This is a genomic window from Paracoccus mangrovi, assembly GCF_042648425.1.
Taxonomy (GTDB): Bacteria; Pseudomonadota; Alphaproteobacteria; order Rhodobacterales; family Rhodobacteraceae; genus Paracoccus; species Paracoccus mangrovi.
In genome coordinates this window covers 158,450-177,569 of the sequence record NZ_JBHRXJ010000003.1, presented here as the reverse complement: position 1 = coordinate 177,569, position 19,120 = coordinate 158,450, and the positions used below count along the sequence as shown (strand labels likewise).

20 protein-coding genes are annotated in these 19,120 nt (G+C 64.6%); 13 read left to right on the top strand and 7 right to left on the bottom strand.

Annotated features, from left to right (window positions below; translation table 11 throughout):
- Positions 1-2: 2 nt before the first annotated feature.
- From ACFOMH_RS05520 to ACFOMH_RS05510, 3 genes are all read right to left on the bottom strand, one after another.
- Positions 3-3,407 carry a transglutaminase family protein gene (locus ACFOMH_RS05520; protein ID WP_377743143.1) on the bottom strand — a complete coding sequence of 1,135 codons (3,405 nt, stop codon included), beginning with the start codon at positions 3,405-3,407 and terminating at the stop codon, positions 3-5.
- A 198-nt stretch (positions 3,408-3,605) separates the two neighbouring features.
- Positions 3,606-4,241, bottom strand: a complete 636-nt coding sequence (locus tag ACFOMH_RS05515; RefSeq protein WP_374423715.1) for an NrsF family protein — start codon at positions 4,239-4,241, stop codon at positions 3,606-3,608.
- Positions 4,238-4,780, bottom strand: coding sequence for a sigma-70 family RNA polymerase sigma factor (locus ACFOMH_RS05510; protein ID WP_377743141.1), 543 nt, complete (start codon positions 4,778-4,780; stop codon positions 4,238-4,240). Before ACFOMH_RS05510 ends, ACFOMH_RS05515 begins: the two co-directional genes overlap by 4 nt.
- A gap of 185 nt (positions 4,781-4,965) precedes the next feature.
- Between ACFOMH_RS05510 and ACFOMH_RS05505 the strand changes: the two genes are divergently transcribed.
- From ACFOMH_RS05505 to ACFOMH_RS05490, 4 genes are all read left to right on the top strand, one after another.
- Entirely contained in the window at positions 4,966-5,256 is a 291-nt protein-coding gene (locus ACFOMH_RS05505) for a BufA1 family periplasmic bufferin-type metallophore (protein WP_374423720.1), read from the top strand.
- 90 nt (positions 5,257-5,346) lie between these two features.
- Entirely contained in the window at positions 5,347-6,201 is an 855-nt protein-coding gene (gene bufB / locus ACFOMH_RS05500; protein ID WP_374423721.1) for an MNIO family bufferin maturase, read from the top strand.
- The gene (locus ACFOMH_RS05495) at positions 6,191-6,955 is read left to right on the top strand and encodes an HvfC/BufC N-terminal domain-containing protein (RefSeq protein ID WP_374423723.1); all 765 of its coding nucleotides are present in this window, start codon (positions 6,191-6,193) and stop codon (positions 6,953-6,955) included. Before bufB ends, ACFOMH_RS05495 begins: the two co-directional genes overlap by 11 nt.
- Positions 6,952-7,395, top strand: a complete 444-nt coding sequence (locus tag ACFOMH_RS05490; RefSeq protein ID WP_377743139.1) for a DoxX family protein — start codon at positions 6,952-6,954, stop codon at positions 7,393-7,395. Before ACFOMH_RS05495 ends, ACFOMH_RS05490 begins: the two co-directional genes overlap by 4 nt.
- A 104-nt stretch (positions 7,396-7,499) precedes the next feature.
- Here ACFOMH_RS05490 and ACFOMH_RS05485 read toward each other — a convergent pair whose 3' ends face one another.
- The 4 genes from ACFOMH_RS05485 to ACFOMH_RS05470 form a co-directional block, all read right to left on the bottom strand.
- Positions 7,500-7,778, bottom strand: a complete 279-nt coding sequence (locus tag ACFOMH_RS05485; protein WP_377743137.1) for an I78 family peptidase inhibitor — start codon at positions 7,776-7,778, stop codon at positions 7,500-7,502.
- Between the two features lie 11 nt (positions 7,779-7,789).
- Positions 7,790-8,128: a hypothetical protein gene (locus ACFOMH_RS05480; RefSeq protein ID WP_374423728.1), complete on the bottom strand. Its 339-nt coding sequence runs from the start codon at positions 8,126-8,128 to the stop codon at positions 7,790-7,792.
- A gap of 101 nt (positions 8,129-8,229) precedes the next feature.
- Positions 8,230-8,874 carry a TetR/AcrR family transcriptional regulator gene (locus tag ACFOMH_RS05475; protein WP_374423730.1) on the bottom strand — a complete coding sequence of 215 codons (645 nt, stop codon included), beginning with the start codon at positions 8,872-8,874 and terminating at the stop codon, positions 8,230-8,232.
- 617 nt (positions 8,875-9,491) lie between these two features.
- On the bottom strand, positions 9,492-9,812 hold the full coding sequence (locus ACFOMH_RS05470) for a DUF6280 family protein (protein ID WP_024842734.1): 321 nt from the start codon (positions 9,810-9,812) through the stop codon (positions 9,492-9,494).
- 673 nt (positions 9,813-10,485) lie between these two features.
- On the opposite strand from ACFOMH_RS05470, the gene ACFOMH_RS05465 reads away from it, so the two are divergent.
- The 9 genes from ACFOMH_RS05465 to ACFOMH_RS05425 all read left to right on the top strand — a co-directional run bounded on the left by ACFOMH_RS05465 (position 10,486) and on the right by ACFOMH_RS05425 (position 19,107).
- Positions 10,486-11,112: a hypothetical protein gene (locus ACFOMH_RS05465; RefSeq protein ID WP_377743136.1), complete on the top strand. Its 627-nt coding sequence runs from the start codon at positions 10,486-10,488 to the stop codon at positions 11,110-11,112.
- 111 nt (positions 11,113-11,223) lie between these two features.
- A complete protein-coding gene (locus ACFOMH_RS05460; RefSeq protein ID WP_377743135.1) occupies positions 11,224-11,529 on the top strand; it encodes a GNAT family N-acetyltransferase in 306 nt (101 codons plus the stop codon).
- 322 nt (positions 11,530-11,851) lie between these two features.
- Positions 11,852-12,916: a multiple monosaccharide ABC transporter substrate-binding protein gene (chvE, locus tag ACFOMH_RS05455; protein WP_374423737.1), complete on the top strand. Its 1,065-nt coding sequence runs from the start codon at positions 11,852-11,854 to the stop codon at positions 12,914-12,916.
- A 67-nt stretch (positions 12,917-12,983) separates the two neighbouring features.
- Positions 12,984-14,558, top strand: coding sequence for a multiple monosaccharide ABC transporter ATP-binding protein (mmsA, locus tag ACFOMH_RS05450; RefSeq protein ID WP_377743134.1), 1,575 nt, complete (start codon positions 12,984-12,986; stop codon positions 14,556-14,558).
- Positions 14,551-15,738 (top strand): multiple monosaccharide ABC transporter permease, encoded by a 1,188-nt coding sequence (mmsB, locus tag ACFOMH_RS05445; protein ID WP_374423740.1) that lies wholly within the window; start codon positions 14,551-14,553, stop codon positions 15,736-15,738. Before mmsA ends, mmsB begins: the two co-directional genes overlap by 8 nt.
- A 3-nt stretch (positions 15,739-15,741) precedes the next feature.
- Positions 15,742-16,644, top strand: a complete 903-nt coding sequence (locus ACFOMH_RS05440) for a 2-dehydro-3-deoxygalactonokinase (protein WP_377743132.1) — start codon at positions 15,742-15,744, stop codon at positions 16,642-16,644.
- Positions 16,641-17,258, top strand: a complete 618-nt coding sequence (locus ACFOMH_RS05435; RefSeq protein WP_377743131.1) for a 2-dehydro-3-deoxy-6-phosphogalactonate aldolase — start codon at positions 16,641-16,643, stop codon at positions 17,256-17,258. Before ACFOMH_RS05440 ends, ACFOMH_RS05435 begins: the two co-directional genes overlap by 4 nt.
- Positions 17,255-18,103, top strand: a complete 849-nt coding sequence (locus tag ACFOMH_RS05430; RefSeq protein WP_377743129.1) for an SMP-30/gluconolactonase/LRE family protein — start codon at positions 17,255-17,257, stop codon at positions 18,101-18,103. Before ACFOMH_RS05435 ends, ACFOMH_RS05430 begins: the two co-directional genes overlap by 4 nt.
- Positions 18,100-19,107 carry an aldose epimerase family protein gene (locus ACFOMH_RS05425; protein WP_377743128.1) on the top strand — a complete coding sequence of 336 codons (1,008 nt, stop codon included), beginning with the start codon at positions 18,100-18,102 and terminating at the stop codon, positions 19,105-19,107. Before ACFOMH_RS05430 ends, ACFOMH_RS05425 begins: the two co-directional genes overlap by 4 nt.
- The last annotated feature ends 13 nt before the right edge of the window (positions 19,108-19,120 follow it).

The window sequence follows — 19,120 nt, the reverse complement described above, 5'->3', positions numbered from 1 at the left end:
GTTTATAGCCCCGCCGCCCGCCGCAGGTCGAGGGTCATCGGAAATTCCGGGTGCGGGGTTTCCGGGACCGGGCGATAGGCGCCGGGGCTGTGGCCATGGCCCTGAAACCGGGCAAGGCGCCGGGCCTCGGCCTCGTATCCGTTCACGGGGAATGTGTCGTAATTGCGCCCGCCGGGATGGGCGACGTGATAGACACAGCCGCCGATCGCCCGCCCCGTCCAGTCGTCATAGATGTCAAAGCTGAGCGGGGCGTTCACCGGCAGCACCGGATGCAGCGCCGCCGCCGGCTGCCAGGCCTTGAAACGCACCGCGCCCACGCTTTCGCCGCTGGTTTCCGTGCGCGTCATCGGCACCGGGCGGCGGTTGCACATGATGCGATACCGGTCCTGCGACAGGCTGGTCATGCGGACCTGTAGCCGCTCGACGGAACTGTCGGTGTAACGCACGGTGCCGCCGATGGCCCCGGTTTCGCCCAGCACATGCCACGGCTCAAGCGCCTGACGCAGTTCCAGCGTGACCCCGCCCACCTCGACCTGACCGCAAAAGGGGAAACGGAATTCCGACTGCGCCTGATACCAGACCGGGTCCAGCCGGAAGCCATGTTCCGCCAGATCGTCCAGAAGCGACAGGAAATCCTGCCAGATGAAATGCGGCAGCATGAAACGGTCATGCAGCACCGTGCCCCAGCGCACCGGCTTGCCATGCACCGGCGCTTTCCAGCAACGCGCGATGATGGCCCGGATCAAAAGCTGCTGGGCCAGATTCATCCGCGGATGCGGCGGCATTTCAAAGCCGCGAAACTCGACCAGCCCAAGCCGCCCGGTCGGGCCGTCCGGCGAATAAAGCTTGTCGATACAGATCTCGGCGCGATGCGTGTTGCCGGTCACATCAATCAGGATATTGCGCAAGAGCCGGTCGATCAGCCATGGCGGCGGGGCCGCGCCGCCCGCGACCGAATCGCCGATCTGGGCCAGCGCGATCTCCAGCTCGTAAAGCCCGTCCTGACGTCCCTCGTCGATGCGGGGCGCCTGGCTGGTCGGACCGATGAAAAGGCCGGAAAACAGATAGCTCAGCGAGGGATGCCGCTGCCAGATCAGGATCAGCGATTTCAACAGGTCGGGCCGGCGCAGAAAGGGGCTGTCGCCCATGGTGGCGCCGCCGACCACGACATGGTTGCCGCCGCCAGTGCCGGTATGGCGGCCGTCGATCATGAACTTGTCGGCGCCAAGGCGGCAATTGCGGGCCTCGTCATAGATCGCCTCGGTGGTGGCGACGCAATCGTCCCAGTCATGGGCGGGGTGGATGTTCACCTCGATCACGCCGGGATCGGGGGCGACGCGGATCACGTTCAGACGCGGATCGTCGGGCGGGGCATAGCCCTCGATATGGATGGGCAGGTTCAGATCCGCCGCCGTGGCCTCGGCCGTGGCCAGCAGTTCAAGATAATCCTCAAGCCGATCACAGGGCGGCATGAACAGGCACAGCCGACCGTCGCGCGGCTCGATGGCGATGGCGGTGCGCACGGCATCGCCAACGGTATCCGCGTCCTGACGCACGATGCGCTGGCGCGGTGAATCGTCGGCGCGCAATGCGCCCGGCTGGGCGTGGCCCGGGCTGACGGGGGGCAGGTGCCGGATCATGTCCTGCGCCTCTTGCGGGGATCCGACCATTTCGGCCACCACCGGCTGGGCATGGAAATCCGGCAGCGGCGCCAGCGGGATCGAGGTATCGGCGGCGAAACCATAGGGGTATTGCGCCGGTGGAATATGCGGCAACCCCGCCAGCGGCAGACGAAAACCCACCGGACTGTCGCCGGGCACCAGAAACAGATTGCCGCGCCGGGGCCGCCAGATTTCCGACCGCCAGCGCGGGGCGGCGGGGCCGCGCGCCTGCCAGCGCTGGACCGGCAGCACATAGCCCGACGGTTCGGTCAGCCCGCGCGCGAAGACGCGGGCAAAGCGGGCCCGGTCCTCGGGGTTTTTCAGCCGCGAATCCTCGGGCGTGACATTCGGGGGCAGGTTCGCCTCTTTCAGGATCCATTCGGCCGGATCCTCATAGGCGGGCTGGGCGTGGTCGCCGGAAATGCCCAGCCGTTCGGCAAAGGCGGCCATGAAGGCGCCGGCCTGTGCGGCGGTGGGGCTTTGATCGGCCCCCTCGCGCGCGATCAGATCGGGGTTTTTCCAGACCGGCAGCCCGTCGCGGCGCCAATACAGCGAAAAGGTCCAGCGCGGCAGGCTTTCGCCCGGATACCATTTGCCCTGACCGTAATGCAGAAAGCCGCCGGGGGCGAAGCGGGCCTGCAACCGCCGGATCAGCCGGTCGGCCAGATCGCGCTTGGTCGGGCCGACGGCATCGCTGTTCCATTCGGGCGATTCGAAATCGTCGATGGACACGAAAGTCGGCTCGCCGCCCATGGTCAGACGCACATCGCCATCCGCCAGCACCTGATCGACCTTGCGGCCCATGGCGTTCAGATCGGCCCATGCCGCATCGCTGAACGGTTTGGTGATGCGGGGATGTTCGGCCACGCGGCGCACCTGCATGTCGAAATCAAAGCTGACTTCGGGGGCGCCCGCCGATGAAAACCCGCCCGAAATCGGCGCCGCATTGCGGTAATGCGGCGTCGCGGCCAGCGGGATATGGCTTTCCCCGGTCAAAAGCCCCGATGTCGGGTCCAGCCCGATCCAGCCGGCGCCGGGGACATACACCTCGACCCAGGCATGCAGATCGGTAAAATCGACCTCGGTCCCCGAGGGGCCATCGAGGGATTTCACATCCGGCGCAAGCTGGATCAGATAGCCCGACACGAACCGCGCGGCAAAGCCCAGATGCCGCAGCACCTGCACCAGCAACCAGCTGGAATCGCGGCACGACCCCGATCCGATGGCCAAGGTATCCTCGGGGGTCTGCACGCCCGGCTCCATGCGGATCGTATAGGCGACCGCCGCATTCACCCGCGCGTTCAGCGCCACCAGAAAATCGACCGTGCGCTGGCGTTCGCGCGGGATCGCGTCCAGAAACCGCGCCAGAAGCGGGCCGGCCGGTTCGGCGCTGCGATAGATGACAAGATCGTCATGCAGGTCGGCCGGATAGTCAAAGGGCCACTGCTCGGCGCTGTCCTCGACGAAGAAATCGAACGGGTTATAGACCGACATGTCAGCAACAAGATCGACCTCGATCCTGAATTCGGTCACCGGCTCGGGGAACACGAACCGCGCCAGCCAATTGCCATAGGGGTCCTGTTGGTGGTTCACGAAATGGCCGCCGGGCGACACTTTCAGGCTGTGCGACAGCACCTTGGTGCGCGATTGCGGTGCCGGGCGCAGGCGGATGATCTGTGGGCCCAGCGTGACCGGGCGGTCATATCGGTAATGGGTCAGGTGGTGAATGCTGGCATGGATCGCCATGAACGTGCCCCCGGCTAATCGTGACAAGCGCGTGCCGGCACCATTGCAGCGCGACACAGACATCGCCGCCCAAGGTCAGGACGTCGCGGCCCCTGTCACGCGAAAGCATCCCGCCCTTCGCAAGGTTCACATTATGCGGAAATTCCGCGCAAACAAGCCGGCGCCGGGGCCGGGCTTGCGCGGGGGCAAAACCCGGACCTACCAGCGCAGCCGGCGCGCGCCCAGCCATGCCCCGGCGGCGGCGGTGATCGCAATCGCCGTGCCGTACCAGGTGACATAAAAAAGCGGATTGTCCTGAAGACAGAAGAAGGAATAGCACGAGGACGCCCCGGCCCCCACGACCAGCCCGGCCAAGGCGCCGCTGAGCCGCGGGCGCGTGGTCGCGCCACGCCCCAGAACCCGGATCGCGAGCCAAAGCGACGGCGCCGCGATCACCAGGATCAGCCCGACACATTCGACAACCGCAAACGGCGTCGACTGGACGAAACGCTGCGCCGGTTCCAGCGCCGCAAAACTGAAGATCCAGAGCCCCGCCGCCGCCGACAAGGGCAGCACCGCCGGCATCGCCGCAAGACCCGCGCGCGCCCCCGGACGCAACAGCGCCAAAAGCGCCGGCAGCGCCAGCAGACAGGCCAGCGCCGGCAACAGCGTCTTGGCCACGATCAGCGGCTGCGACCACAGACCCGGCAGGCCGTCCCGGATCCCGAACAGGGCCAGAAACAGCGCCCCGCAAAACCCGGTCGCGGCAACCACCGCCGCGCCGATCCGGCCCGGATTCAGCGGCGCGGGCGCGGGCTCTTGCGCCAGTGACAGGATCAGTTCGTCGGTCTTCATCCTCGGTTTCCTTTCGCGATCCGTCCCAGCCGCTGCATCGCCCGATGCAAGGCCACGCGGACCGCGCCTTCGCTCATGTCAAGGCGCTGGCCGACCTCGGCCGCGCTTTCGCCTTCGATGCCGACCGCGCGCACGATGGTGGCCGAACGCGCATCCAGCTGCGCGATCAGGACCGCGCTGTCCCGGGCCGCCGTCACATCCTGCGCCGGCGCCTCAAGTTCCGCCTGCAACTCCTCGATCGGCAGGTATATGGCCGCGCCGCGTCTGCGGAATGCGTCGGCCAGCTTGTAACGCGCGATGGCATAGAGCCATGGCAGCAACGGCGCGTCCGCCTGCCAGGTGTGGCGCTTGGCGTGGATCGCCAAAAGCACCTCCTGGACGACATCCTCATGGGCCTCGGCGGTCAGTGCCCGTCCGCGCGACCGGATCAAGCCGCGCAGCATGGGCGTGACCGCGTGCAGAAACTGGGCATAGGCACGCCCATCCCCGGCATTCGCCGCCCTGAACAGCGCCGACCATTCGGTTTCGTGATCCGTCATCTTGTCCTGTCCATTCGTTCCTTGCGGACCCGTCGTTACAGCCTCGCGATAAATAAACTTTTAACAGGTTTTCCCACCATGTCACCGAACACCCTTTCGTGAAGCCCGTAACGCCGGCCCCCCGGACCGCGAATGGACATCCCGAGGACCGCGTGACGGCCTTATCGTGACACAGGAGACTTACGATGACCAAATTCGACAAGACCCTTGGCCTGACCGCCGCCCTGACCGCCGCCCTGTCGCTGGCCGCCGCGGCTCATGCCGATGACATGAAAAAAGACGCCGGTGCCATGGAAAAATGCTACGGCGTCGCGCTGGCCGGCAAGAACGACTGCGCCGCCGGCCCCGGCACGACCTGCGCCGGCACCTCGACCACGGATTATCAGGGCAATGCCTGGAAACTGGTCCCGGCCGGCACCTGCGCCACGATCGAGACCCCCAAGGGCATGGGCTCGCTGGAACCCATCAAAATGTAACGTCCCGGCCGGACCCGGCAACGGGTCCGGCCCACCGCCAGGGACGGCCATGGCCCCCGCGTCTGGCCACCCCCGAGGAGCCCGTTTGTTATGACATCCCTACCCGCCGCCGCCGGGCTAGGCTTCAAGCCCGAGCATTTCAACGACATCGCCGAAACCCGCCCCCGTCTGGGCTTTTTCGAGATCCACGCCGAAAACTATATGGGCGCGGGTGGTCCGCCGCATCGCCTGCTGGCGGCGCTGCGCCGCGATTACGCCATTTCGCTGCATGGGGTGGGCCTGTCCATCGGTGCGCCGGGACGGCTGAACCGTGATCATCTGGACCGGCTGCGCGCGCTGGTCGACCGCTATCAGCCCGAAAGCTTTTCCGAGCATCTGGCATGGTCGAGCCATGGCAATGAATATCTGAACGACCTGCTGCCCCTGCCCTATACGCCCGAGACGCTGGATCTGGTCTGCGACCATATCGACGAGGTTCAGGAACACCTGGGCCGCCGCATGCTGCTGGAAAATCCGGCGACCTATGTGCTGTTCGAGCAATCCTCGCTGGCCGAAACCGATTTTCTGTCCGAGGTGATCCGCCGCACCGGCTGCGGGCTGCTTTTGGATATCAACAATGTCTTTGTGTCCTGCACCAATCACCGCGCCGATCCGCGCGCCTATCTGGCCGCCTTTCCGCTGCATGCCGTGGGCGAGATCCATCTGGGCGGCCATGCCGAAGAGGAACTGCCCTCCGGGCCGCTTCTGATCGACGATCACGGCAGCCCGGTCGCCGATCCGGTCTGGGCGCTTTACGCGCAGACCATTGCCCAGGCCGGCCCGCTGCCGACGCTGATCGAATGGGACAATGACGTGCCGCCCTTTGCCGAACTGATGAGCGAGGCACAGCGCGCCACCGCCATTCTGGACGCCACCCACGAGGCCCGCCGTGCCCATGCATGCTGATCTGATCGCGCAATTCCGCAGCGGGCTAAGCTCGGGGGCGGTGCCGCCGGGGATGACCGCGCTCGATCCCGCCGAGGTCGAGCGCCGCTTTGCGGTCTATCGCAACAATGTCGCCCATAGCCTCTCGCGGGCGCTGGCCTCGCGCTATCCGGTGATCGAGCGGCTGGTGGGCGAGGACTTCTTTCGCCCGCTGGCCGCCGCCTTCATCGCCGCGCATCCGCCGGCATCGCCGATGCTGTTTCAATGGGGCGGCGAATTTCCGGGCTTTCTGGCCGGTTTTCCGCCGCTGCGCGATCTGCCTTATCTGGCCGATGTCGCGGAACTGGAATGGTTGCGCGGTCAGGCCTATCACGCCGCCGATGCCCAACCCGCCGATGCCACGGCCCTTGCCCGCGCCGCCGAGGCGCCGGCCCAGACGCTGGCACAGCTGCACCCGTCGGTGCGGATGCTGACATCGCGTTTCGCGGCCGTCACCATCTGGCAGGCCAATCAGCCGGGGGTCGAACCCGAACCGATCGATCCCGACCGGCCCGAGGGCGCGGCGATCCTGCGCGACCGGCGCGACAATGTGCAGGTGCTGCCGCTGGCGGCGGGCGATCTGGCCTTTCTGGCCGCTCTGGGCCGGGGCGACACCTTGCTGGCCGCAGCCGAGGCCGCGCAGGCCCTGCAACCCGGTCATGAGGCCGGCTCGATCCTGATCACGCTGGCCAATGCCGGCGCTTTTATTGCTTTTCCGCAGGAGGTTGCGGCATGAATTCCATTACTCCGATCATTTCCCGGCTGAATCTGATACTGTCGCATCTGCCCTGGTCGCTGGCTGCATTCGGCCTGCGGCTGTTTCCGGCCTCGGTGTTTTTCGCCTCGGGGCGCAGCAAGGTCGAAGGTTTTTCGATCGCCGACAGCACATGGTTCCTGTTCGAACATGAATATGCGCTGCCGCTGATTCCGTCGGCATGGGCGGCGGTGGCCGCGACGCTGGCCGAACATATCCTGCCGATCCTGCTGGTGCTGGGGCTGGGCACGCGCTTTGCGGCGCTGGGGGTGCTGGCGATGACGGCGGTGATCCAGATTTTCGTCTATCCGACCGCCTGGCAGACCCATGGGCTTTGGGCCGCCTGCATGCTGGCGCTGATTTCACAGGGGCCGGGGCGCTGGTCGCTGGATCACGTTCTGGGGCTTGATCGCCGGGAATGATCCTGGCCGCCCCAAGGGGCGACCGATCCGGCCGGTACGAAAAACGGGCGCGACCTTGGTCGCGCCCGTTTCATGTCATGGCCCCGCCATTCGGGCCAAAGCCGTCAATAACAGGAAATCTTGGCGATGCGGCCATCCTTGCCGATTTCGAAATTCAGCCGCGACAGGCGATAATCCTGGGTCACGGCCTGGGTCGGGCCGATGATCCGGGTGCCGGCGGGCAGCTTCAAGTCCTTCAGCGCCGTTCCGGGCTGACCGATCAGACCCTGAAACTGGCTCGCCTTGCACAAGTCGCTGCTGTCGGGCGCGACCGGGGCGGGCGGCTCGGACATGGTACAGGCCCCCAGCGCGGCCAGCGCGGCGGTCATGAACAACCTCGTCATGGCCGTTCCGATCAACCACAGTCGATATTGTAGATGTTGCCCGCCGCATCCAGCCGGAAGACGATGCGCAGCGGGTCATATTCCTGTGGCTCGATGCCGCGATATTCGACCACGCGATAGTCGCGGTTGACGCCCAGCGTCGGGATGATCGTGCCGGGCTGGCCCAGCGCCGAGACATAGGTCTTGGCGTGGCAGGCATCGGGTTCGCGCGATTGCAGTCCGCTGACGCCATCGGTCGGCGCAACCGGAACCGGTTGGGTCACCGGCAACGGTTCGGGTTCGGATTGATAGGCGGACGTGCAGGCCGCCAGCGGCGCAAGGGCAATAAGGGCGATCAGAGCTCGGTTCATCAGGCAGTCATCCAACACATGGGTTTTCCGTCGCGGCGATGATAAGCGCCCGATCTTAAAATGAGAAGCCATGCCCGCGCATGCGGGCGCGGCGCCGCCACTCAATCGACCAACGCGACCTTGCGCTGGCGGCCGGTGGCATAACAGGCCAGAAACATCTCGACCGCGCTGCGATTGACCTTGCGCAACAGATCCTTGTCGATGGATTGCGCGCCCAGAAACAGCGCCCGGTCATGGATGGTGACGCCGGCCAGCTCGATCAGCTGATCGGCCGCCAGATCCAGATCCGGGATCTGCAATTCGCCGCGGCGGACGCATTTCTCAAGATAGGTGATCAGCTGCTGACGCAGCAGCATAGGGCCGGATTCATAATATTCCTGGGCCAGGGACGGAAAACGCTCGGCCTCGCCGACACTGACGCGATAGATGCGCAGCCCGAAATCCGAAATCATATGGGCCGAAACGATTTGGACGATGAAAGGCAGCACCTGCTCGACCGGCAGATCCACCTCGATCAATGCGCTGGCATCGGCGGCCTCGCGCGCCAACTCGCTGCGGAACACCTCCATGAACATGACGCGCTTGTCGGGGAAATAGCTGTAGAGCGTCGCTTTGGACACGCCTGCCTCGCGGGCGATGTCATCGACGGCCGCACCCTCGAATCCATCCCGCAGAAAGATCGTCCTCGCGCCCTCCAGAACCTGAAGAAACTTGCGCCCACGCGTTACCGGAAGTGCCTTCGGCATCCGCTACCCCCTACCTACTTCTTAAATGTACCAATCCGGGGCCGATCAAATTGCGTGGGAGAAAATCCGAACCACGGCACATCTGAACCTTACCCTTACACAGTTTCAGCACAATCAAGATCAATATGTCTAAAATCCAACGCTCGATTGCACCCGTTGTTCCAGCCCCTTCAATGGGGATCTTCATGCCAGCGATCCTACCGGTTCCTAAAAGTCACATAAAATGCGCCATATCGGCGCATTCCTGCCGAAAACCTGGCGTTTCTGCGCGCCGATCACCTACCCCTCAGGCACCACCGACTTGCAAGTCCCATTTTGCACAAGCCGGTTATGCATTAACAGAAAGCCTGATTTGCCTCACCACCCAAGGGCGAGTCGCACCCCAATTTCACCCCTAACCTGCACCCCTGTCTACACAACTTACAGGTGCATCAGGGGGCAAAGGCAAACAGGATTGAAAAGCTTGGTGATTTTGTCGCGCGGATTCACGCCTGTTTCATCGACGCGCATGAAACAGGCGGATTTTCCCACATATCGGGCCGGTTTCGGCCGCGAATCAGCTTGGAATCAGCTGGGCTGACAGGCTGCGGGCCCAAAAGGCGATGGCCCGATCACGATCAGGCGGCATCGGCCTCTTCGGCGGCGTGACGGCGTTCGCTTTCCTCACGCGACAGCGCGACCGAGGTGCGCACACCTTTGGCCACGAATTCCATCAGACCCTTCACGACGCGTTCGTTCGGGTCGATACCGGCACAGGAAAGGACCTCGCGGCCATCGCGCGAACGCGCCCAGCGCGCGATCTGATCGGGGCCGTTGCCATATTTCTTGTCATCGGCGATCGCGTCATCAAGCGCTGCCAGCACGACGGCGGCAAAAAGCTTGCGGGCACGCTGCCCCTGTTCGAAATTGAAAGCCGAACCATCCACGAAATCGCGCATCTCTTTATCCTGTTCTTATTGCGGCGCCCCGCCAAAGTGTTAAGGTCCGGCGCACCGTGTTTGTTGCCGCTATCAGGCAGCAGACGCCGAACTAACCGATTGGACCGGTGATTCGGTATGCCCCACGACGCATGCCGGCTATGCGCTGACTGCAAGTCAGCCCCAATTGCATGTTTACCCCTTCAAACGCAACATTTTCGCGACATGATACAATTCTCCATCCCACTTGACACTTGCGGAAAAAGCATCACCGCCGCCTAGAGGGCCGCAGGGATATAAGCGCTTGGCCCCACGGTTCAAGGGCCGCTGCCCGGTATTTACGCAGAACTTTCATCATCTTCGCGCTTCCGGGACAGCCTTCACCCGCGACCCGAAGCGATTCGGAAAGGCTGAAATCCGCCCGTCGCACGCTTTGCATTCCGCAGGCGAAAACGGCACAGTAAGCGGGACCCGCGTCGCAACGGGCAAATCCCTGCAAGTGTCTGGTGGAATAATTGCAATGCGACCAAAGTCAAAGGTAGCCAAGCGCCACCCACACACCTAAAGATGGTTATTACGCAGCGTCAACTAAACCTGTCGTTGGTGGCACATGGACGATATGAAAGGTGGCGAACCGCCCGACACGCCGATATCTTCTCTGCAAGATCAAGACGTTAATGAAACGATTCGCGCCATGGGCGACGCCATGGCCCGGGTGGCGCGGCTGGAACACGCCATGCGCGACATGATCTATACCGATCTGGTTGCGGCGGGGGCGTCGCGCACGGGTTTGCCCATTGCCGGCAACGCGCCGCGCTGGATCAGGCGCCGCGCCGCGACCGCGATCGCGGCGATCATGGTCGGACCCCAGCGCATAGCCGAATTGCAGCCCGAACACATCGGCCCGCATCTGGCCGCCGCCATGGACGCGATTCCGGGCTATCTGTCGCGGCAGACGCTGGACCGGCTGGCCCAAAGCCTGAATGAGCCGCCGCTGCGCGACCAGCCGGATCATCGGCGCGGCCTGTGTCTGGTCGGCCAAAGCGGGCCGGCCCGGCCGCTTTATCTGCGCATCGAGTCGCGCCTGCGGCTTTGCCTTGACAGCAACTCCAATGCCGTCGGCATCGAGCGGTTGACCGATGGCGATTGGCACCCCCTCGCCCTGCGGGCGGTCAAGGACGGCATGGGCGGGGTCGATCTGGACCTACAGGCGCTGGAACGCCTGGCCGGCCCGCTGTCGCCGACGCTTTGGCGCATCCTGAGACAAGAGGCCACACCCCCGGGGACACCTCTCCTGACTGAGCAAGATTTTGATAAATAATAATTACACACGACCTGCCTATCATCCACATCGCTGATTTTCCCGATCCCGGCCCCGCGTCATGGATCGAAATACATGTGAAGTCGTTATCTCCCAAAGACGGAGCAAAGAATGGTCAATTCGGATATTCACATCACCCATGAGGATTACGGGAATGCTGGTCGCTATCTTGCCTCGGTGACGGGCATCGAGGGTCAGGCCGAACTGACCTGGCGCAAGGACGGCCCGGGCATCATCGTTGCCGATCACACCTATGCACCCATCGCGATGCGCGGCTCGGGCGTGTCGATGGCGCTGGTCCGGCGACTGATCGAGGATGCGCGCAGCCGCGAGATGCTGATCGTGCCGGCATGCAGCTATGTGCGGCTGCAATTCGACCGCCATCCCGAATGGGCGGACCTGCGCGCCGACGGCTAACCGCGCGGCGCGGCCCGGTCGCCATCCCAATCGCCCAGTCCAATCACGCAGCCCGGTCATGCGGCGCTGTGGCGCCGCCTCCCTGCCCCCGGTGCACGACCGGCGGGCACATACCATTTTCGATATGCCCGCGCCATCAAAGCTGAATTGACGGATATATTGGCCGGGACTAGCTTCGATCCCAGGCGGGGTGTTCATCCCGCCGCGGCGCCCCGGGGGTACGGATCGAAACCCGCCCCGCCGCCGCGCAAAGGGGGGAAGCCCGGCAGGACAGACGCCGTGACAGGCCGCCGCCGGAGCATTGAACATACAGGGAGGAAGAATGCTGAACCTCAGGAAATGCGCCCTGGCGCTGGCATCCGTGGCTGTGCTTGCGGTACCCGGCATCGCCGTGGCCGAAGGCATGGTCGGGATCTCGATGCCGACCAAGACCTCGGCGCGCTGGATCGCGGATGGCGACAACATGGTCAAGCAATTCCAGGAAGCGGGCTATCAGACCGACCTGCAATATGCCGATGACGACATCCCCAACCAGCTGGCCCAGATCGAGAACATGATCACCAAGGGCGTGAACGTGCTGGTGATCGCGGCCATCGACGGCACCACGCTGTCGAACGCGCTGGCCAATGCGAAAGCGGCCGATATCAAGGTCATCGCCTATGACCGCCTGATCCGCGACACGCCGGATATCGACTATTACGCGACCTTCGACAACTTCAAGGTCGGCGTCGAACAGGCCAATACCCTGGTCGCCGGTCTGAAAGAGCGGTTCCCGGACGTGAAGCCGTGGAACGTGGAACTGTTCGGCGGCAGCCCGGACGACAACAACGCCTTCTTCTTCTATGATGGTGCCATGTCGGTGTTGCAGCCGATGATCGACGCGGGCGAAATCACCATCCCCTCGGGTCAGACGGGCATGGACAAGGTCGGCACCCTGCGCTGGGATCCCGCCACCGCCCAGGCGCGCATGGATAACATCCTGTCGGCCAACTATACCGACAAGCAGGTGAACGGGGTGCTGTCGCCCTATGACGGGCTGTCCATCGGCATCCTGTCGTCGCTGAAAGGCGTGGGCTATGGCTCGGGCGATCTGAAGATGCCGATCGTTTCGGGTCAGGACGCCGAGCTGCAATCGGTCAAGTCGATCCAGGCCGGCGAACAATATTCGACCATCTTCAAGGACACCCGCGAGCTGGCGAAAGTCACCGTCAGCATGGTCAACGCCATGATGAAGGGCGAAGAGCCCCAGGTGAACGACACCAAGACCTATAACAACGGCGTCAAGGTCGTCCCGTCCTTCCTGCTGGAGCCGGTTCCGGTCACCGCGGCGAACCTCAACGAGGTTCTGGTCGGCTCGGGCTATTACACCGAAGACCAGCTGAAGTGATCACCCTTTGCGCCGCCGCCGGGCCTGTCCCCGCGGCGGCGCATCCGCGCGAACGTAAGAGGTGACCATGGATGCGATTCTGGAAATGCGGGGGATCACCAAGGAATTCCCCGGCGTCAAAGCGTTGAACAATGTGAACATGACCGTCCGCCGCGGCGAGATCCGCGCGCTGGTCGGTGAAAACGGCGCGGGGAAATCCACGCTGATGAAGGTGCTGTCGGGCGTCTATCCGCACGGCTCTTATGACGGCGAGATCCTGTATAACGGCAAGCCGATGGCCTTTCGCGGCATCCATGACAGCGAATCGCAGGGCATCGTCATCATCCATCAGGAACTGGCGCTGGTGCCGCAGATGTCGATTGCCGAGAATATCTTTCTGGGCAACGAAATCGCCACGCGCGGCGTCATCAACCGCCACGAGACCAACCGCCGCACCGCCGAATTGCTGGCCAAGGTCGGCCTGCGCGAAAGCCCGGAAACCAAGGTGGGCGAGCTGGGGATGGGCAAGCAGCAGCTGGTCGAAATCGCCAAGGCCCTGTCGAAAAAGGTCGATCTGCTGATTCTGGACGAGCCGACCTCTTCGCTGAACGAACATGACAGCGACGCGCTGTTGCGGCTTTTGGCCGGGTTCCGCGATCAGGGCATGACCGCGATCCTGATCTCGCACAAGCTCAACGAGCTGTCGCAGGTCTGCGACAGCCTGACGGTGCTGCGCGACGGGTCGACCGTGGCCCATCACGACGGCATGGTCCCGGAAAGCCAGATCATCAAGGATATGGTCGGCCGGTCGATGGACGACCGCTACCCCCCCCGCGACCCGAAAATCGGCGAGGTGGTGATGCAGGTCCGCGACTGGACCGTCGAGGACGCCGCCGATCCCGACCGCCTGCTGGTCAAGAAGGCCGGCTTCAACCTGCGTCAGGGCGAGGTTCTGGGCATTGCCGGGCTGATGGGCGCCGGCCGCACCGAGCTTGCGATGAGCATCTTTGGCCGCTCGATGGGCAAGTTCCGCTCGGGCGAGGTCAGGATCCACGGCACGCCCGTCGATCTGTCCACGGTCCCCAAGGCGATCAAGGCCGGCCTTGCCTATGTGACCGAGGACCGCAAATCGCTGGGGCTGGTGCTGATCGACACAATCCGCCGCAATATCCCGCTGGCGAACCTGCCGGGCATCGCCACAAGCGGGATCGTCGATGGCCGCCGCGAGGGCGAGATCGGCAACGATTTCCGCAAGCGCATGAACATCCGGTCATCCTCGATCGAACAGGAAACCGTGAACCTGTCAGGCGGCAACCAGCAAAAGGTGGTGTTGTCGAAATGGCTGTTCTCGGGGCCGGAAATCCTGATCCTGGACGAACCGACGCGCGGCATCGATGTGGGCGCGAAATACGAAATATATACCATGATCCGCGACCTTGCCGAACAGGGCAAATCGATCATCGTCATCTCGTCGGAAATGCCAGAGCTGCTGGGCATCACCGACCGCGTGCTGGTGATGAACGAGGGCCGGCTGGTGGGCGAATTGCCGACCGCAGAGGCCACGCAGGAAAAGATCATGTCGATCATCATCAAGTCGGGACATGACCTGACCGAAGCAAACATCACCCCCGAGGAAATCGAAGCAGAGGCCGCCCATGTCTGATACCTCCGCAGACGCCCGCCGTGGCGACACTTTCGGCTTTATCCGCCGCAATATCCGCCAATACGGTATCCTGTTCGCCCTGATCATCATCATGGTGTTCTTTCAGGTCGTGACCGGCGGCATCCTGTTCAAGCCGGTCAACCTGACCAACCTGTTCCTGCAAAACAGCCATATCGTCATTCTGGCGGTGGGGATGCTTCTGGTGATCGTGGCCGGGCATATCGACCTTTCGGTCGGCTCGGTCGCGGCATTCGTGGGCGCGCTGGCCGGGATCATGTCGGTCAAGATGGGGCTGCCCACGCCCGTGGTCGTCGTGCTCAGCCTTGCGGCGGGGGCGGTGATCGGCGGCATTCAGGGCTATTGGATCGCCTATTGGAAGATCCCCTCGTTCATCGTCACGCTTGCGGGGATGCTGGTCTTTCGCGGGCTGACCATGTGGATTCTGGGCGGCCAGAACATCGGCCCCTTCCCGCCCGGCTTTCAGATGATCGCATCCGGGTTCATTCCCGACATCTTTGGCGTGGTCAAACCCAACATGCTGTCGCTGGTCCTGGGCTGGAGCGCGGCAGTCGCCATCCTGTGGATGCAGGTCCGCGCCCGCGCCCAACAGGAAAAGATGGGCGTCGTGGATGAGCCCTTTGCCTTTTTCGCCGGCAAGAACGCGATCATCTTCATCGCCATTGTCGGCATGACCTGGGCGCTGGCGAATTTCCGCGGCCTGCCCAACGTCTTTATCGTGATGGCGCTGCTGGTCGGGCTTTACGCCTTTATCTCGGAGCGCACGACCATCGGGCGGCGCATCTATGCCATCGGCGGTAATGCCAAGGCGGCGAAGCTGTCGGGCATCAACTCGGAACGGGTGGTGTTTCTGACCTTTGCCAATATGGGGATGCTGGCGGCGCTCGCGGGGATCGTCGTTTCGGCGCGCCTGAACTCGGCCACGCCCAAGGCCGGCGTCGCGTTCGAGCTGGACGCCATCGCCGCCGTCTTCGTGGGCGGCGCCTCGATGGCGGGGGGCGTGGGCACGGTGATCGGGGCCGTGGTCGGCGCCTTCATCATGGGCGTCATGAACAACGGCATGTCGATCCTCGGCATCGGCATCGACTATCAGCAGGTCATCAAGGGGCTGGTGCTGATGGCCGCCGTGATCTTCGACGTCTCGAACAAGAGCAAGTCCTAGGCCATGACACCGGACTGGATCGCCGTCGACTGGGGCACCACGCGCCTGCGGGTCTGGGCGATGCAAGGATCGCAGGCGCTTCAGTCCCGCCACTCGGACAAGGGCATGGGCGGGCTGCCCCGCGACGGGTTCGAACCCGCCCTGCTCGAGCTGATCCATGACTGGCTGCCGGCGCAGGGCCGGATGCCGGTCATCGCCTGCGGCATGGTCGGCGCCCGCACCGGCTGGGCCGAGGCCGAATACCGCGCCACCCCCTGCACGCCGCTGGACCCGCTGCGCGCCACCCGCCCGGATGTGGGCGACGCGCGGCTGGATGTGCGCATCCTGCCCGGCCTGTCGCAGGCCGCGCCGCCCGATGTGATGCGCGGCGAGGAAACCCAGATCGCCGGCTATCTGGCCCTGGATCCCGGCTTTGACGGCACGCTTTGCCTGCCCGGCACGCATTGCAAATGGGTCCGCATCACCCAGGGCCGGGTTACGGGCTTTCAGACATTCATGACCGGCGAGATCTTCTCGCTTATCTCGCGCCAGTCGGTGCTGCGGCTGTCCATGGCCGGGGCGGTTTCCGATGTCGCCGCCGCCGCATTGGGCGCGGCCGATGCCATGGCCGACCCCCATGCCGCGATGCGCGGGCTTTTCGCGCTGCGCGCCGGATCGCTGCTGGACGGTCTTGCGCCGGCGCAGGCAGCGGGCCGCTTATCGGGCCTGTTGATCGGGACCGAGCTTGGCGCGGCACGCGATTTCTGGCACAACCACAAGACGATCATCATTGGCGCGCCCGAGCTTGCGGCGCTTTATCAGGTTCCGATGCAAGCCGCCGGCGCGGATGTGACGCGCATGGATGGCGGCCAGCTCGTTCTTTCCGGCCTGACCGCCGCCCGCACCGCCTTGCAGGAGATTTCATGACCACGCCCATCATCGCCATCCTGCGCGGCCTGACCCCGCCCGAGGCCGTGCCTGTCGCCCGCGCGCTGGTCGAGGCCGGCATCGACCGCATCGAGGTGCCGCTGAATTCCCCCGATCCCTTTGACAGTATCCGTCTTATGGTTCAGGCGGTCGGCTCACATGCGACCATCGGCGCGGGCACGGTGCTGACCGCCGAAAACGTCGCCCGCGTCGCCGATATCGGCGGGCGCATGATCGTGTCGCCCAATGTCGATGCGGCGGTGATCCGCGAAACCCGCAAGCTGGGCATGGAAAGCTGGCCCGGCGTCTTTACCGCGACCGAATGTTTCGCCGCGATCGCCGCCGGTGCGACCGGGCTGAAACTGTTTCCCGCCGACAGTGCCGGGATCGGCACCCTGCGCGCCCTGCGCGCGGTTTTGCCCAATGACATCGCGGTTTTTGCCGTGGGCGGTGTCGGGGCGGACAATTTCAAGCATTGGCTGGCGGCGGGGGCGCGCGGCTTTGGCATCGGCTCGGCGCTTTACCGGCCCGGCGACAGCGCCGAGACCGTCGGCATCCGCGCCCGCGAAATGGTCGCGACATTGCGGGCGATCAACCCGTCCAGCCCGGCATGAGCGCGGTCCTTTTCGACCCGCGCATCTGCGAATTGGGCGAAGGCGCGTTCTGGCATCCGCTGCGCCGGCAAGCGTTCTGGTTCGACATTCACGGCCGGCGCCTTTTGTCGCAAGAGGATGGCCGGGACCTTCAATGGGGTTTCGACGAAAAGGCCTCGGCCATGGGCTGGATCGACGGCGACCGGGTGCTGATCGCGACCGAAACCGCGTTGCGGGTGCTGGACCTGCGCGATGGCGACCTGAAACTGCTATGCCCGCTTGAGGCGGAAATGCCCGGAACCCGTTCGAATGACGGGCGGGCCGATCCGTTCGGCGGCTTCTGGATCGGCACCATGGGGCATGACGCGGGCGCAGGCATGGGGGCGATCTATCGCTATGCCGGGGGCGAACTCCGCAAGCTGCGGGGCGATATGACGATCCCGAACGCCATCTGTTTTTCGCCCGATGGCCGGCTTGCCTATTTCGCCGATACCGCCGCGCAAACGGTCTGGTCCCAGGCGCTGGACCCGGATGGCTGGCCCATGGCCGAGGCGCGGGTTTTTCTGGATCTGCGCGGCACGGACCAGAATCCCGATGGCGCGGTGACCGACGATCAGGGGCGGTTCTGGAACGCCCGCTGGGGCAGCGGCACCGTCACCTGTCATGCCCCCGAAGACGGGCGCGAACTGTTTCGGCTGGACCTGCCGGCGGCGCAAAGCACCTGCCCGGCCTTTATCGGCCCGGATCTGGACCGGCTCATGGTCACCAGCGCCGCCGAGGGCCTGAATGGCCCGCAGGACGGCCAGACCTGGCTTCTGGACCCCAAGGGCGCAAGGGGCCGCCCCGAGCCGCGGGTGACGCTTTGAGCATCCAGAATTTCGGCGCGCTGCCCGATGGCGATCATGTGCTGCGCGCGACCATTTCGGGGCATGGGCTGACGGTTTCGGTGCTGACGCTGGGCGCCTCGGTCCAGGATATCCGGCTGGAGGGCGTGGATCACCCGCTGGTGCTGGGTTTCCCGACGCTTGAGCCCTATCTGGGCGAGGGGCGCTATTTCGGCGCGCTGGTCGGGCGCTATGCCAATCGCATTGCCGGGGGGCGCGCGCGGCTGGGCGGCGAAACGCTTGATCTGGACCGCAATCAGGATGGCCGCCACATGCTGCATGGCGGCAGCGACGGCACCGGCACCCGCAACTGGATGCTGACCACGCAACAGGCGGATATGGTCGGCCTGGCCGACCACCTGCCGGCGGGTCACATGGGCTTTCCCGGCGCGATGCTGATCCGCGCGACCTATCAGATCCTGCCCGGTCCGAGCCTGCAACTGACGGTTCTGGCGACCTCGAACGAGCTGACCTTTTGCAATTTCGCACAGCACAGCTATTTCAATCTGGACGGCGCGCCCACCATTGCCGAGCACCGGCTGCGCATACCCGCCCAGACCTATCTGCCGATCAACAAGGATCTGATCCCGCTGGGCGCGCCCGCCGTGGTCAAGGGCACGCATCTGGATTTTCGCCGCGCGACCCGGCTGGGGGAACGTCTGGACGGCCCGGTCATCGACCACAATATGTGCCTGTCCGAAACCCGCAGCCTGCATATGAGGCCGGTGGCAACGCTGGCGGCCGGGGATGTGACACTGGACATCTGTTCGACCGAGCCGGGGCTACAGGTCTATACGGCCGCCCATCTGTCGGGCGGCGCCGAGGGGCTTGGCGGCCGACCCTATGGGCGGTATGCCGGCATCGCGCTGGAATCCCAGATCTGGCCCGATGCGCCGAACCATCCCCACTTTCCCTCGGCCGAGCTGAAGCCCGGCCAGATCTATCGCCAGGTCACCGCCATGCGCTTTCGCCGCGACGGGTCCTGACGCGCGGGGCCAC